This window comes from Roseateles sp., assembly GCF_044373315.1.
Classification (GTDB): domain Bacteria; phylum Pseudomonadota; class Gammaproteobacteria; order Burkholderiales; family Burkholderiaceae_C; genus JACDQM01.
Genome location: NZ_JBILQK010000005.1, coordinates 1 through 12302 on the forward strand (window position 1 = coordinate 1; position 12302 = coordinate 12302).

15 protein-coding genes are annotated in these 12302 nt (G+C 65.9%); 3 read left to right on the forward strand and 12 right to left on the reverse strand.

Annotation, left to right across the window (positions count from 1 at the left end; all coding sequences use genetic code 11):
• Nucleotides 1-5 precede the first annotated feature (5 nt).
• The gene (locus tag ACIQ67_RS02180; RefSeq protein WP_397532806.1) at nt 6-125 is read left to right on the forward strand and encodes a hypothetical protein; all 120 of its coding nucleotides are present in this window, start codon (nt 6-8) and stop codon (nt 123-125) included.
• 96 nt (nt 126-221) lie between these two features.
• On the opposite strand, the gene ACIQ67_RS02185 is transcribed toward ACIQ67_RS02180, so the two are convergent.
• From ACIQ67_RS02185 to ACIQ67_RS02195, 3 genes are all read right to left on the reverse strand, one after another.
• Nucleotides 222-548 carry a type II toxin-antitoxin system RelE/ParE family toxin gene (locus ACIQ67_RS02185; protein WP_397532711.1) on the reverse strand — a complete coding sequence of 109 codons (327 nt, stop codon included), beginning with the start codon at nt 546-548 and terminating at the stop codon, nt 222-224.
• The gene (locus ACIQ67_RS02190; protein ID WP_397532712.1) at nt 545-829 is read right to left on the reverse strand and encodes a YlcI/YnfO family protein; all 285 of its coding nucleotides are present in this window, start codon (nt 827-829) and stop codon (nt 545-547) included. The genes ACIQ67_RS02185 and ACIQ67_RS02190 overlap by 4 nt, the downstream gene beginning before the upstream one ends.
• A gap of 224 nt (nt 830-1053) precedes the next feature.
• Nucleotides 1054-1326 carry a beta-propeller fold lactonase family protein gene (locus ACIQ67_RS02195; RefSeq protein ID WP_397532713.1) on the reverse strand — a complete coding sequence of 91 codons (273 nt, stop codon included), beginning with the start codon at nt 1324-1326 and terminating at the stop codon, nt 1054-1056.
• 195 nt (nt 1327-1521) lie between these two features.
• Here ACIQ67_RS02195 and ACIQ67_RS02200 point away from each other — a divergent pair, with 195 nt between their 5' ends.
• Nucleotides 1522-2187 carry a substrate-binding periplasmic protein gene (locus tag ACIQ67_RS02200; protein ID WP_397532714.1) on the forward strand — a complete coding sequence of 222 codons (666 nt, stop codon included), beginning with the start codon at nt 1522-1524 and terminating at the stop codon, nt 2185-2187.
• An 81-nt stretch (nt 2188-2268) separates the two neighbouring features.
• Here ACIQ67_RS02200 and ACIQ67_RS02205 read toward each other — a convergent pair whose 3' ends face one another.
• The 6 genes from ACIQ67_RS02205 to ACIQ67_RS02230 are packed head-to-tail and all read right to left on the reverse strand — an operon-like array spanning nt 2269 to nt 6185.
• Complete coding sequence (locus ACIQ67_RS02205) at nt 2269-2580, reverse strand: beta-propeller fold lactonase family protein (protein ID WP_397532715.1); 312 nt, start codon at nt 2578-2580, stop codon at nt 2269-2271.
• 27 nt (nt 2581-2607) lie between these two features.
• The gene (locus ACIQ67_RS02210) at nt 2608-3018 is read right to left on the reverse strand and encodes a hypothetical protein (RefSeq protein WP_397532716.1); all 411 of its coding nucleotides are present in this window, start codon (nt 3016-3018) and stop codon (nt 2608-2610) included.
• A gap of 2 nt (nt 3019-3020) precedes the next feature.
• Nucleotides 3021-4238: a pyridoxal phosphate-dependent aminotransferase gene (locus tag ACIQ67_RS02215; RefSeq protein WP_397532717.1), complete on the reverse strand. Its 1218-nt coding sequence runs from the start codon at nt 4236-4238 to the stop codon at nt 3021-3023.
• Nucleotides 4235-4861 (reverse strand): RraA family protein, encoded by a 627-nt coding sequence (locus ACIQ67_RS02220; RefSeq protein WP_397532718.1) that lies wholly within the window; start codon nt 4859-4861, stop codon nt 4235-4237. The genes ACIQ67_RS02215 and ACIQ67_RS02220 overlap by 4 nt, the downstream gene beginning before the upstream one ends.
• On the reverse strand, nt 4858-5523 hold the full coding sequence (locus tag ACIQ67_RS02225) for an RraA family protein (RefSeq protein WP_397532719.1): 666 nt from the start codon (nt 5521-5523) through the stop codon (nt 4858-4860). The genes ACIQ67_RS02220 and ACIQ67_RS02225 overlap by 4 nt, the downstream gene beginning before the upstream one ends.
• Nucleotides 5520-6185 carry an RraA family protein gene (locus ACIQ67_RS02230; protein ID WP_397532720.1) on the reverse strand — a complete coding sequence of 222 codons (666 nt, stop codon included), beginning with the start codon at nt 6183-6185 and terminating at the stop codon, nt 5520-5522. Before ACIQ67_RS02230 ends, ACIQ67_RS02225 begins: the two co-directional genes overlap by 4 nt.
• 103 nt (nt 6186-6288) lie before the next feature.
• Here ACIQ67_RS02230 and ACIQ67_RS02235 point away from each other — a divergent pair, with 103 nt between their 5' ends.
• Nucleotides 6289-7194 carry a LysR substrate-binding domain-containing protein gene (locus ACIQ67_RS02235; protein WP_397532807.1) on the forward strand — a complete coding sequence of 302 codons (906 nt, stop codon included), beginning with the start codon at nt 6289-6291 and terminating at the stop codon, nt 7192-7194.
• Nucleotides 7195-7258: 64 nt separating this feature from the next.
• On the opposite strand, the gene ACIQ67_RS02240 is transcribed toward ACIQ67_RS02235, so the two are convergent.
• From ACIQ67_RS02240 to ACIQ67_RS02250, 3 genes are all read right to left on the reverse strand, one after another.
• A complete protein-coding gene (locus ACIQ67_RS02240) occupies nt 7259-8500 on the reverse strand; it encodes a lactonase family protein (protein WP_397532721.1) in 1242 nt (413 codons plus the stop codon).
• A 130-nt stretch (nt 8501-8630) separates the two neighbouring features.
• Nucleotides 8631-11510 (reverse strand): TonB-dependent receptor, encoded by a 2880-nt coding sequence (locus tag ACIQ67_RS02245; RefSeq protein ID WP_397532722.1) that lies wholly within the window; start codon nt 11508-11510, stop codon nt 8631-8633.
• Nucleotides 11511-11539: 29 nt separating this feature from the next.
• Nucleotides 11540-12220 (reverse strand): chitinase, encoded by a 681-nt coding sequence (locus ACIQ67_RS02250; protein ID WP_397532723.1) that lies wholly within the window; start codon nt 12218-12220, stop codon nt 11540-11542.
• Nucleotides 12221-12302 lie beyond the last annotated feature (82 nt).

Consider the following 12302-nt stretch of genomic DNA (forward strand, 5'->3'; position numbering starts at 1 on the left):
GCCACCTGCCGGTGGTGGACGGCGACACAGTGTTAGGCATGATCTCGATCCGCGACCTGATGGAACTCATCATTGCCGAGCATGAGGCCACGATCTCCCACCTGGAGAACTACATTCAGTCCTGAGCTGAGCGACCACAGACCGGCGGTTGCCAGACGTCCACTCATGGCCGACAGGCGCCGGCCGCTTGACGCCAGGTATCGTGCGGCATGAGCCTGATGTCAGTGGCGATAGTCCTCTTCGCGCTGGTGGCGAACGGCGCCTACGACTACGTCGTCTCCAATGATTTCGAACAGCACGACATAACCGGCACCGCCAAATGGAACGATGAATTCGCGCGAACGGCCGTTACCTAGCTCGGCCTTTCGGCACGTGTATGGCGACCAGGACAGCAGGCGCATTCCCTCGCTGGCCGCATCGAGCGCGCGTTGGGGCGTGATCCAGTCCGGTGTTTCACTGGCGAGCTCCCGCTCGATGGCGAAATCTTCCAGACGTTGAAGGTCAGCAACGGCCTCTTCGAGAAATGTGACGGTGCAGCCGGTGGTCACTTGCCAGCGCGCTGGGTCGCTCGACGCTTCGCGTCATCCAGGCGCCCCTGCAAGCCGGTCATGACATCGTCGACCGTGCGGCCGCCGCCTTCTCGCTTCCACCGCTCAATGGCGGCCTCGCCGCGATCGACGAACTCGGCCTGGACTCGACGCCAAGCTGCGGCCGAGACGACCGCCTCCTCGATGAACTGCGTCAGCGACTCGCCTTCGCGCAAGACGGCCTCGACTTCGGCGCGAACCTCGGGCTCGACGCGGATCGGAGGAAAGGTGGCGGAGCGCATGGATGGAATGTATAGCAAACGTGCTACAGCCGCAATCGAGGACGCACTGAAGCCGACAGTCGCCGATGATCGCTCCTGGCCGGCTGCGGCCTTCCAGTGCAAGCCATTCGACCACCAGCGACCTCTGCCAAGTCCCCCCCCTGCGTCGGCAACGCCAACGCCGGCCGTTCTCGTGCTGGTGAATCGAATCAAGTGGGTGACGTGCTGCTGAAGCGCCAGGCCGCTCAGCGCCCCGCCTCCCCCATCACCTCCGCACCGGCCGGACTCGGCACCGCCGCATACTGCTCGGCAAAGCGTGGCCGGACGGTGGCGGTGTCGAGCACGAAGATGGCGACAGGGTCGCTGCGCTGGTTGCAGACGCAAAGAATACGGATGCGCGGCGAGAAGCGGGCACCGTACGGATAGGAGCCACCCGTCCATTCATGGGCCTGCAGAGGCGGTGCACCATCATCGGCCAGCGTGCAGCCCGACGGGCACAAGCGGGCCATCGGCAGCATGGCGAGCACCGACTGATCAGCAGCGCTGCCGTCATCCGGCGAATCAAACTGCGGTATGGTTATCCATCGTTGGAGTGTGTACAGATGCCCCCTTCAAGCTCGTGCGGACTCGTCTCGCGCAGCAGCCGTCGCCGGCTGCTTCTGTTGGGCTTGAGTGCTTGGGCTGGGCCCGCTTGGCCGCGGGAGGCGCTGACCTTGGCCGCCACCGAGTTCCCACCGTACACCGGCGAGGGCTTGCTCGGTGGAGGCTTCCTGACCCGTGCGATCGCGATGGCGCTTGAGCGTTCGGGCTATGTCGCGCGCACCAGCTTTTTCCCCTGGAGCCGCGCGCTCCAATTGACACAGACCGGCCAGGTCGATGGCATCTCCGCGATCTGGCGCACCGTGGAGCGCGAGCAGTGGCTGGCTTTCTCAGATCCGATCGTCAACAACGAACTCGGTTTCTATGCGTTAGCAGAACGAGGGCCCTTGCTGAGCAAGTTGTCTGACATCAAGCAACGGAAGCTGAAGGTCGGTGTCGTGCGAGGGTATGCCGTGCCCAAGGCCTTGCTTGAATTGAAGCCGCAAGTGCAGGAAGCGTTGAGCGACGCAGCCGGCCTGCGGATGCTGGCTGCCGGACGCATGGACTTGATGCTCATCGACCGGGCTGTGGCCTTTCACATCCTGTCCGAGCTTTCGCCCGGCATGCGGGCCAGCCTAGCTTGGCAGAGCATCTTGGTTGAGTCCTCGCCCTTGCACATTGCATTGCGGCGCGACTCGCCTCGCCATGCTCAACAGCTGCTCGCTTTCAATGCCGGTCTGACTGCCATCACGATGGATGGCTCGCTCGCCAAACTCAAGAAGGAATACGGCCTCGCCTAGCTTGCGGTTGAAGATCGCCGACCATTCCCGTCTTGGCTAGGGCCACCTAGGGTCCGCCGATTCAGCGGCGAGAACACCCCCTCAGGGCCCCGCCTCCCCCATCACCTTCGCACACGCCGGGCTCGGCACCGACACATACGGCCCGGCCAAGCACGGCAGGCCGGTGGCGGTTTCGAGCGCGAACACGGCGCCATGGTCGATGCGCTGGTTGCAGACGTAGAGAAAACGGCAGTCGGCTGAAGCCAGCAGGTCAGAGGCGACGTTGGTGCCCGCAAAGCCCTCGGGCAGGCGGCTCAGCTCAGCGCGCTGCGTCAGGCGGCCGTGCGCGCCTCCATTTGCGGACAGGCGAGGGTGCTGGCTTCTTCGTTGAGCACATAGAGCTGGGGGGATCACGCGGGCGGAACACGAGTCGGCGAGCGCCTATTCATCGTTAGCGTTAGCGTCGACGCGGGGCTCGGCCTGATCCAGCCCGAACCGACCCGGCTTGACGGGCCGGCTGTTCTGGTTCTCCAGGCCGATGCCGTGGGCTTGCAGCATCGCTTCAGCAGTCGCCACAAGGAAGGGAATGGAGACCTTCGACAGATCACCACAGTGCAACTCAACGCAGGCCGGCGCGTCCCAGGCCAGGAACGGACGGCAGTCGAATGCCGGGTGGTGCAAGATGTCGGCGTCGTCTTCCTTGGTCGCGCCGAAGCCGTTCAGGAAGACGACTGGCTCCCGCGGGCCGCTGCGGCCGATCATCGCCATGTCGACCACCACGCCGTTGACCTGAAGCCGAACGATGCTGCGGCGGAAGTCACGCAAAGGCGCCATGGCGTTGTGATCGCTCATCATTAGCTTGTTGTCGAGTCGGCGAAGCCTTGAGTTGCCGTGCAGGCCTTGTCGAGCGAGGCCTCGTCCAGCGCATAGGCGATGCGCAGGTACGGCCCCAGCCCGAAGGCACTGCCTGGCATGACGGCGACGCCGGTCTCGTCCAGCAGGGCGAGCGCCACATCCTCGTCTGAGGTGAGCAAACGACCTGCGGCGCTGCGCCGACCGATCAGCCCCTCGCAGGACGCGAAGGCATAGAACGCGCCCGCCGGTTTCGCGCAACGCAGACCACGGATGCGATTCAGGCGGGTCACCACGGCATCGCGCCGGCGCTCGAAGACGGCGCGGGTGTTCCGTACGAAATCCTGTGGCCCGGTCAGTGCGGCCAGCGCTGCATGTTGCGAGATGGAGCAGGCGCCTGAGGTCTGCTGGCCCTGCAGCTTCTCCATGGCTTCCAGCAACCAAGCCGGTCCGGTCGCAAAGCCGATCCGCCAGCCGGTCATGGCATAGGCCTTGGAGACCCCGTTCATCGTCAGCGTACGGGCGCGCATCCGAGGCTCCACCTGCGCCAGGGTGGCGAAGCGCGCACCGTCGAAGATCAGGTGTTCGTAGATGTCGTCGCTGAGCACCAGCACATCGGGATGGCCCAACAGCACCTCGGCCAAGGCCTGCAGCTCTTCCATGCTGTACACGGCGCCAGTTGGGTTGGAAGGTGAGTTGAGGATCAGCCAGCGCGTGCGCGGCGTGATCGCAACGGACAGGGCCTGCGGTGTCAGCTTGAAGCCGCTGGCCTCGCCGCAGGCGACGACTGTTGTCCTCGCACCGCACAACTGCACCATCTCCGGGTAGCTGACCCAGTACGGCGCGGGGACGATCACCTCGTCCCCCGCGTTCAGCGTGGCGGCCAGCGCGTTGTAGATCACCTGCTTGCCGCCGCTGCAAACCAGCGTTTCCTGCCAGCGCGTGTCGATGCCGTTCTCGTCGCGAAACTTCGCTGCGATGGCTTCGCGCAAGGCACGCAGGCCGGCCACTTGGGTGTACCGCGTATGGCCGGCGTTGATGGCGGCGATGGCGGCTTGGCGCACATGGGCCGGCGTGTCGAAGTCCGGCTCGCCGGCATTCAGTGAGATCACCGGTGCACCGGACGCCTTGCGTTCGGCCACGCGGTCGATCATGCGGTAGGTCGCCGACGGCCGCGCCGCCGCGAGATGGATATTCAAGCGCTGCGTCGTGTCGCTCATGCGCACGTCCGCCATGCCGAAAGTCCGAGCAGGTCCACGGTCGTCTCGCCTAGGGCCAGCCGAGCCATGAAGTCAGCTTCCTTCCTGGCCCTCGCTTCACCAGCCACCAGGACTGCGTCGATCTGCGCGAAGGGCAAGACCACCACGCCATCGTCATCTGCGACCACGAGGTCCCCGGCTGCGATCTGCACGCCGGTCATGTGAATGGGCTGGCCGACCGAAGGCGCGCTCGCCTTGATCGTGCCGCGCACGGAAATGCCGCGAGAGAAGACCGGGAAGCGCCGGCGCGACATCGCCGCGACATCGCGCACGCCACCATCAATGACCAGGCCCACGATGCCCGCGGCCTCGGCCGCGACCGTCAGCACCTCGCCCCAGTAGCCCGCCACGAAGTCGTTGGCGGTAACCACAAGCACGCTGCCACGCGGCGCACGCTCAAGCGCGAGGTGGATGGCGAGGTTGTCTCCCGGGGCACAGCGCACCGGGTAGGCCGGGGCGGCGATGGCCGCGCCAGCCCATACCGGACGGATCGCCGGGTCGATGGCGCAAGGCTGACCGGATGCCTCGTATAAGGTCGAAGCGCCAAGGGCGAGGGCGCGAGCGTTCCGCTTGGCGTGACTCATGAGTTCCTCGTCTGCAGCCGGTGGTAGCCGAGTTGCGCGCGGGCCTCGCCAAGCGTCTGCCCTTGCGCAATCAATTCGCGGATGCGCGACTCGGCGGCCTCGATGCGGTGCGCCACATCGGCCACTTCGGCAGCCCGTACGCGCGGTACGACGACCACGCCGTTGGCGTCGGCCACCACGATGTCCCGGGACACCACGCGCGCAGTGCCGACAGTCACTGGCTGGTTCACGGAAAGCACCTCCACACGGTCCTTGCCCGTGCGCATGAAGCGGCCGCGTGTGAACAGCGGATAGCCCTCGCCCAGCGCCTTGGCAACGTCGCGGCAGACGCCGTCGATGACGGTGGCAGCAATGCCTCGCAGGCCGGCGTACTGGGTCATGATGTCGCCCCAGACGGTGCAGTCTGCGCGGCCGTCGTTGTCGATAACGATCACGTCGCCCTCGCTCACATCGTCGATGAAGTCGCCGACGGTGCCCGCCGGCTGACCGCAGCTCACGTACTTGACGGTGAAAGCCGGGCCGACCACGGTGCCCCGATAGTCGGCCAGCGGCATGATGCCCAGGCACTGGCCCGGGATGCCCAGCTTGTCCATGGCATCGGACACGCCGGGCGTGTCCAAGCCCTTGAACAGGGCCACCAGTTCCAGGTCTTGCGGGCTCATCGCACGCTGCCCACCGTGATGGCCTCGAATTCCCTGTCGTGCATCACGTCCTCGACGGAGCGGCCGGACCGCACGGCCTGCACCATGCCGTCCTGGCGGCGCGCGATGCGATCGGCGAGCTCGAGCACCGCCTCGATCTGGTGTTGCGGAACGAAGACTGTGCCGCAACGGTCAGCGATCAGGTAGTCGCCCTCGTTCACCGTCACGCCAGCAACCTGGATCGGAATACCAGCCCCGCGCTGCACGATGCGGTTGCGCGCGCTGACCATCGTCACGCCGCAGCCAAAGACGGGGTAGCCGATCTCTTCAATGGCCTCGATGTCCCGGCTGTAGCCATCGATGACGGTGCCGCGCACGCCCTTGGCCTTGGCCGCGTTGGCCAGGATGTCGCCCCAGCAGGACACGCCTTCGATGCCGCCGGCGATGACCAGGATCCGGTCATCGCCGGCGATGGAGGCGATCACCGGGGAGATGAGGTGCACTGTCGGCGCGCTGTCTGTCTTCGGGCCGAGCAGCACGGTGCTCGCGCGGCCGACGATGCGCGGGCACGGCCACAAGGGGCGCAGCCCGACCGTGGCGCCCGGCAAGGCAAGGAAGTCGAGTGCGTCGGACACCGTGGTGGTGTCCAGACGCGCGAGGCGATCAAGAAGTGCAGCAGTCATGGCGAGGGCCAATGAAAAACAGGTCTCCACTTTCGGCCGCGCCCATCGTTCTGTAAATTCCGAATCAGGGAAGGGTTCGATATGCCGAACCTATGGAATCGAGATGATCAACTTTCGCTTGATGCGACACCTCTGGCTGTTCCTCGCCGTGGCCGAAGAGCAGCACTTCGGCCGTGCCGCGAAGCGACTGCGCATGTCTCAGCCGCCGCTAACCGAGCAGATCCAGGTGCTGGAGCAAGCGCTCAAGGCCAAGCTCTTTGTGCGCTCACGACGGGGTGCGCAACTGACGCCGGTCGGGCAGGCCATCTTGCCGGCGGTGCGCAAGTTCGCTCAGCAGATGGAGCATCTGGAGCTGGCCGTTCGGGAGGCCACCACCGGGCAGACCGGTGTGCTGACCATTGGCGCGATCGCTTCGGCCATGGTGGAGGTTCTGCCGCCCTTTCTTGAGCGACTGCGAAAAGCGCATCCGCAACTCACAATCTCGGTCAGAGAGATCGACAGCGTGGATGCCGTTCCGGCACTGCGTGCCGGTGACGTGGACCTGGCCTTTGCGCGGCTGCAGGGTGACCTTGGCGGCGATGTCGAGACGCTGACACTGGCACAGGACCGTCTGGCAGTCGCCCTGCCGGCAGGGCATCGGCTGGTCGAGCGGTCGCGGATCCGTCTCGGTGAACTGGCCGAGGAACCCTTCGTGATGTTCGCCAGGCACGTCAGCCCGGTCTACTTCGACAGCATCATCGCCGTGTGCCAGGGGGCCGGCTTCTCGCCCCGGATCCTTCACGAGGTTCGCAGCGTGGCGACTCAGGTCGCCTTCGTCGGCTGCGGGCAAGGGATTGCCTTGGTGCCGGCCGCCTTGAAACGCGTGGCGCCGAACGGCGTCGTCTTCAAGGCGCTGACCCGCTCGGTCGACGTCGTGACGACGGCCGCTGCGTGGGCCGCAACGGCAACGAACCCAGCCCTTGCGCTTGCCGTGGAGATCCTGCGCGAGCGAACAAGGAAGCCCACGTGAGCGTGGCCGTTCAAAGCGGTACAGGCCGCCAGTCAGGCGAGTTGCGGTTGCAGCCTCAGGCAGCTCAGCGACCCGCCTCTCCCATCACCTCCGCACACGCCGGGCTCGGCACGGGCACATATTGCCCGGCAAAGCGTGGCAGGCCGGTGGCGGTGTCGACCGCGAAGACGGCGACATGGTCGCTGCGCTGGTTGCAGACGTAGAGAAAACGGCCATCAGGCGAGAAGCGGGCGCTGCGCGGAAAGGAGCCGCGCGTCCATTCATGGGCCAGCAGACGCGGCCTGCCATCCGCGGCCAGGGCAAAGACGGCCATGCTGTCGTGCAGCCGGTTCAGCGCATACAGGAAGCGGCCGTCGGCTGAAGCCAGCAGGTCCGAGGCGAAGTTGGTACCGGCAAAGCCCTCGGGCAGGCTGCTCAGCTCGGCGCGCTGCGTCAGGCGGCCCGTGCGCGGCTCCATCTGCAGCCAAGCCAGGGTGCTGGCCTCTTCGTTGATCACATAGAGCTGGGCGGCATCACGCGGATGGAACACGAAATGGCGCGGGCCCGCGCCGGCGCTGAGGGCCAGGTCTTGCCTGGGGCCGAGGGCGCCGCTCTCCGTATTGAAGGGCCAGACCGCCAGGCGGTCGCGGCCCAGGTCGCTGGCCAGCACGAAGCGGCCATCGGGGGAACTCAAGCCCATGTGCACATGCGGCGCGTCGTGGCCGCTGATCGCAAAACTGCCCGGCGGCGCCAGGGCCGCGCGTGTCGGCCCTGGGCGGCAATCATCCGGCCGGCTGCGGTCGCAGCTGGCGTGCAGGCCCACGGCGCTGAGCTGGCCATCGGCGGCGCGGCGCAGCACCGCAAGCTCGGCACTGCCGTAATGCGCCACGAAGGCAAAGGGCGCGCCGGGATGCAAGCTCAGATGCACCGGACCGCGGCCGCCGCTGGGCAGGCTCTGCAGCAGCTGCAGCGGCGCAGAGGCTTCCTCGCCTGGTGCGGCCTGGCGATAGACATGCAGGCTGGAGTCGCCTTCGTTGACGGCGTAAAGCAGGCCCGGCCGACTGGGGTCGGCCTGCAGCCAGCTGGGGCTGTGCGGGTTGCGTGTCAGCCCGGCCGGGCTCAGGTGGCCGGTGGCCGGGTTGGCCGCAAAGCGGTAAAGGCCTTCGGCCTGCGGCGCGTAGCCACCGACATGGACGCTGAATCCCCGAGGGCCAGCGGCCACGCCTGCGGCGGATCGGGCATTGGCCTGCGCCGCAGCGCCGGCCAGGGGCGCCAGGGCCGCCATCAGGAGCAAAGACCGGCGCTGCCGGGCAAGTGGGGTGTGCATGAAGTCATCGGGCCAGAATTGAAAAAAAGGCGGTCGGAGCGGGGGGTCTTCCTCCCCCGCAACGCCCGCCCAAGTCCTCCGGCTCCAGTCGCCGGAAAGAGGAGCTCCCTCGCTGCTATCGATCAAGCCATCAGTAGGTGAAGCGCAGTGTCGCCATGTAGCGGCGACCAGTCTTGTAGATGCCGCGCGTCAGCTTCTGGGTCGCTGCAACGCCCGGAACCTCGGCGTAGGAGCGGTACTCGCTGTCGGTCAGATTCATCGCATCCAGTCCGAGGCTCAGCTGATCGTTGATCTTGAAGCCCAGGCTGGCGTCCAACGACTTGTGGCCATCCGTCACCAGGAAGTTGCCACGATCCGCCTGCGTGTAGTACTTGGAGCGGAAGGAGTAGGTGGCGCGGGCACTCCAACGGTCATTCTCGAAGAAGGGGCTGACCGTCAACTGATGCCTGGAGTTGAAGGGCAAGCGGCCACCCGCCTGCGCCTTGGCATTGGCATTCGTGTAGTTGGTCAGCAGGCCCAGGCCATGGCCGAAGTGGGTCTGGAAGGCCAATGCGAAGCCCTGGACGGTCGCCTTGCCGGCATTGTTCGGCCGGGCGATGTCGTACTCAGCCATGCGCTGCAGGTTCTGGTTGAAGTGCGTTTCCTTGCCCGTCGTAACGAGGATGTAGTTGTCGATGGCCTTGTGGAAGAGCGTGCCCGCAAGGATGGAGTTCTTGGCGAAGTACCACTCGGCCGACACGTCCAGGTTGGTGGACTCGTAGGGGTTGAGATTGGGGTTGCCGCCACCGCCGCTGAGGGTCTGGTCGCCGATCCACAGATAGCTCGACATGTCGCCGTAGTTCGGGCGCGCCATCACCTTGGCGGCCGCGCCGCGCAGCACCAGATCGTCGCTCAGGTCATAGATGACGTTCAGGCTGGGCAGCACATCCCGGTACTTCTTCTGCACATTGACCGCGCCGTAGCCGGTGACCGGGCAAGGCGCCACATTCACCTTGCAGGCGTAGCTCATGCTGTTGGAGCTGGTCTCCACCACGCGCACGCCGAAGTTGCCGCGCAGGCGATCGGTGTTGAAGTCCGCCTGGGCATAGCCGGCATTGATGTTCTCGGTGATGTTCCAGGTGTTGGCCGCGAACGAGGGGTCGGCGAAGGTGTTGGGCTCCGGCATCTTCTGCCAGGGCGCCAGCCACTTGCCGCTGTTGATGTAGTCGGCCAGTGCCCAGCCGTCGACCTTGAAGCGCTTGCTCAGGTCACCCACATCGCCGAAGCCCGCCAGGTAATTCGACGGCAGCGAGGTCGGCGAGAACTGGGTGGCGCTCAGGTCGCCATAGCCCTTGACCGCGGCCAGCGACACGCCAGCCATCGATTGGCCGGTGCTGTGCTCGCGACGCTTCAGGCCGAAACGAGCCTGGTAGATCGGCGAGTCGGAGAACTTGAGGCCGAAGTCAGCCTGGAAGTACTCTTCCTTGTCGGTGGTCGGCTTGGTCACGATATTGCCGCCCCAGCCCGGGCCCCAGTTGGTGGCATTGGGCGGGTTGGTGTGCCAGCCACCCGCCGGGCCACCGCCGTCGATGCGGAAGGCGCCAGGCGCGCTGAAGGGGCTGCCCTGATCCGAAGGCGTGGCATGGCGGGGCACATCACCGAACGGCGCGCTCTGGAAGCCGCTGAAGCTGAGCTTCGGCACCGAGCCCGACAGGTCATAGCTGTAGTTGGCCTTGTTCAGGAACTCGCCGAACACCTGACGGCCCGTGCCGCCGCTGGCCTTGGAGCTGCCGGCATGGGCCGAGGCGAACCAGTTCGTGTCTTTCCAGCTCAACTTCAGGTCGGCCGAGTCGGTCTCCACCGTGGCCTGCCGGTTGATCAGGTCATACACGGTGAGCGCATTGCGGAACGAGGCCTTCTCGATCACGCCTTCGTTGACCGACAGCCCCGTCAGGTGGCCCAGCGCGTTCCAGGCATTGCCGTTGAAGGCAAACATCGAATGGCTGATGTTGTCGAAGCCAGCCTTGACCTTCAGCGCATTGAACTCGACGTCCATCTGCTTGAGCGGCTTGAACTGGGCGGACAGCGACAGCGTGTCGCGCTCGCGCTGCTGCTCGAAGAAGTGCGCGCTGATCGAGTTCGGGCCGACCGCGTTCAGATTCGCGCGCAGGGTCGTGGCGCAGCTGCCCACGCAGCTGGGCGGCATCTCCATCGGCGGGTTCTTGGACCAGTCGGTGCTTGTGCTGGTCAGCGAATTGGGCGAGCCGCCGCGTCCGTTCGCGTAGTCGGCGCCTCGCACCGTGCCGTAGGACTCGATGCCATCGCGGCGGATGTGTTCTTCCGAGCGCTGCGCCGACAGCAGCAGACCGAAGGTGTTGGACTGGTTCTTCCAGCCCACCAGGCCCGACAGCGTAGGCTTGCCGCTGCCGATGCGGTCGTTGTGCAGATAGCTCACCGAACCGGCCAGCGTCAGGCTCTTGCTCAGGTCCAGCGGCTTGCGGGTCGAGATGTTGACCGTGCCGCCGATCGAGCCTTCGTCCAGCCAGGCTTCCGGCGACTTGTAGACCTCGACCTTGTTCACCAGCTGAGGCGCCAGCAGCGAATAGTTGAAGGTGCGGCCCGGCTGATCGGCGATGAACCAGTCAGCCGACGCAATCGCCTGGCCGTTGAGCAGCGTGCGGTTGAGTGCCGGATCGGTGCCCAGGATGGACACCCGCTCACCCTGGCCGAAGGCCTTGTCGATGGTCACGCCGGGAATGGTGTTGATCGCCTCGGCCACATTGGTGGCCGGCAGCTTGCCGATGTCCTCGGCCGTGATGGCGTCGACGATGGAGTTGGCATCGCGCTTAGTATCCAGCGCCTTTTGCAGACTGGCGCGGATGCCCTTCACGACAACGGAATCCAGCTTGGCCGTTTCCTTGCTGTCCTTGGGCGCCGGCGCCTGCTGCGCCTGTGTCGGCAGGCCCAGGGCCAGCAGGGCTGCGGCCGCGATGGCCGAGCGAACGGGGGTCATCACCTTCTTGTCTCTCATGGTCTTGTCTCCGGCTTCTATTTTCAGGATCAGCACCGCAACGGGTGCAAGAGGGGCACACCAAAAAGCTCACTGGCGTGTTCATAAAACTGGGCGCGGCGCTTGTTCTTGCGCAGGGCGTCAGGGTCGGTGGGCTTGTCGCACTCCAGCGGCCCGTTGATGGCACGCGTGGTGGCGCCAAAGCCGGCACCGGCAAACAGGGCCGCATGCGAGGTCTGCGAAGACTCGCCCGGCTGCGTCATCCAGTACCAGAGCGCGGTCTGCCAGGCCACCTTGGAATCGCGGGCCACGCGGTCGGGATCAGCCCAGAGGTCCAGGCCCAGGTGATCACCGGCCGCCCGGTACTGGTAGTTCCAGCTCAGCTGGATGGGGCCGCGCCCGTAGTACTGCTGGCCCGGCGCACAGCCGATGCCGTCGTTGCGGCGGCAGTAGTTGTCCCAATTCTCGCGGCGGTACTCGCGCTGGGCGCGCAGCTGGTCAGACTCGTGCGAGATCTGCCCCAGGAACGCTGCCATTTCCTGGCGCTTCTGCTGTTCAGTGCCGCGCGAGGCGAAGCCCGGCGTCTGGCGCACCGCGTCCACAAAGCCCTCGTAGGTGTAGAAGGCGATGCGCTCGGGGAAGAGCTGCTCGAACTGGGCGCGGCTGGGCAGGAAGGTGCCCTCGCCTGCCTGCGACGCTGCCGCCTGCGAAGGCGCCAGTGCAGCAGTCATAAGGGAAAACAAGGAGGCCCAAAGGCGGACTCGGTTCATGCGGAGGTGTTGAAGCATCGATTGCGGATGCCAGACTTTCCGC

Excerpts from the sequence above, each read along its gene's own strand:
- ACIQ67_RS02190 (WP_397532712.1), bottom strand. The coding sequence starts at position 829 with ATGCGCTCCGCCACCTTTCCTCCGATCCGCGTCGAGCCCGAGGTTCGC.
- ACIQ67_RS02195 (WP_397532713.1), bottom strand. The coding sequence starts at position 1,326 with ATGCTGCCGATGGCCCGCTTGTGCCCGTCGGGCTGCACGCTGGCCGAT.
- ACIQ67_RS02210 (WP_397532716.1), bottom strand. The coding sequence starts at position 3,018 with ATGAGCGATCACAACGCCATGGCGCCTTTGCGTGACTTCCGCCGCAGC.
- ACIQ67_RS02215 (WP_397532717.1), bottom strand. The coding sequence starts at position 4,238 with ATGAGCGACACGACGCAGCGCTTGAATATCCATCTCGCGGCGGCGCGG.
- ACIQ67_RS02220 (WP_397532718.1), bottom strand. The coding sequence starts at position 4,861 with ATGAGTCACGCCAAGCGGAACGCTCGCGCCCTCGCCCTTGGCGCTTCG.
- ACIQ67_RS02225 (WP_397532719.1), bottom strand. The coding sequence starts at position 5,523 with ATGAGCCCGCAAGACCTGGAACTGGTGGCCCTGTTCAAGGGCTTGGAC.
- ACIQ67_RS02230 (WP_397532720.1), bottom strand. The coding sequence starts at position 6,185 with ATGACTGCTGCACTTCTTGATCGCCTCGCGCGTCTGGACACCACCACG.
- ACIQ67_RS02235 (WP_397532807.1), top strand. The coding sequence starts at position 6,289 with ATGATCAACTTTCGCTTGATGCGACACCTCTGGCTGTTCCTCGCCGTG.
- ACIQ67_RS02240 (WP_397532721.1), bottom strand. The coding sequence starts at position 8,500 with ATGCACACCCCACTTGCCCGGCAGCGCCGGTCTTTGCTCCTGATGGCG.
- ACIQ67_RS02245 (WP_397532722.1), bottom strand. The coding sequence starts at position 11,510 with ATGAGAGACAAGAAGGTGATGACCCCCGTTCGCTCGGCCATCGCGGCC.
- ACIQ67_RS02250 (WP_397532723.1), bottom strand. The coding sequence starts at position 12,220 with ATGACTGCTGCACTGGCGCCTTCGCAGGCGGCAGCGTCGCAGGCAGGC.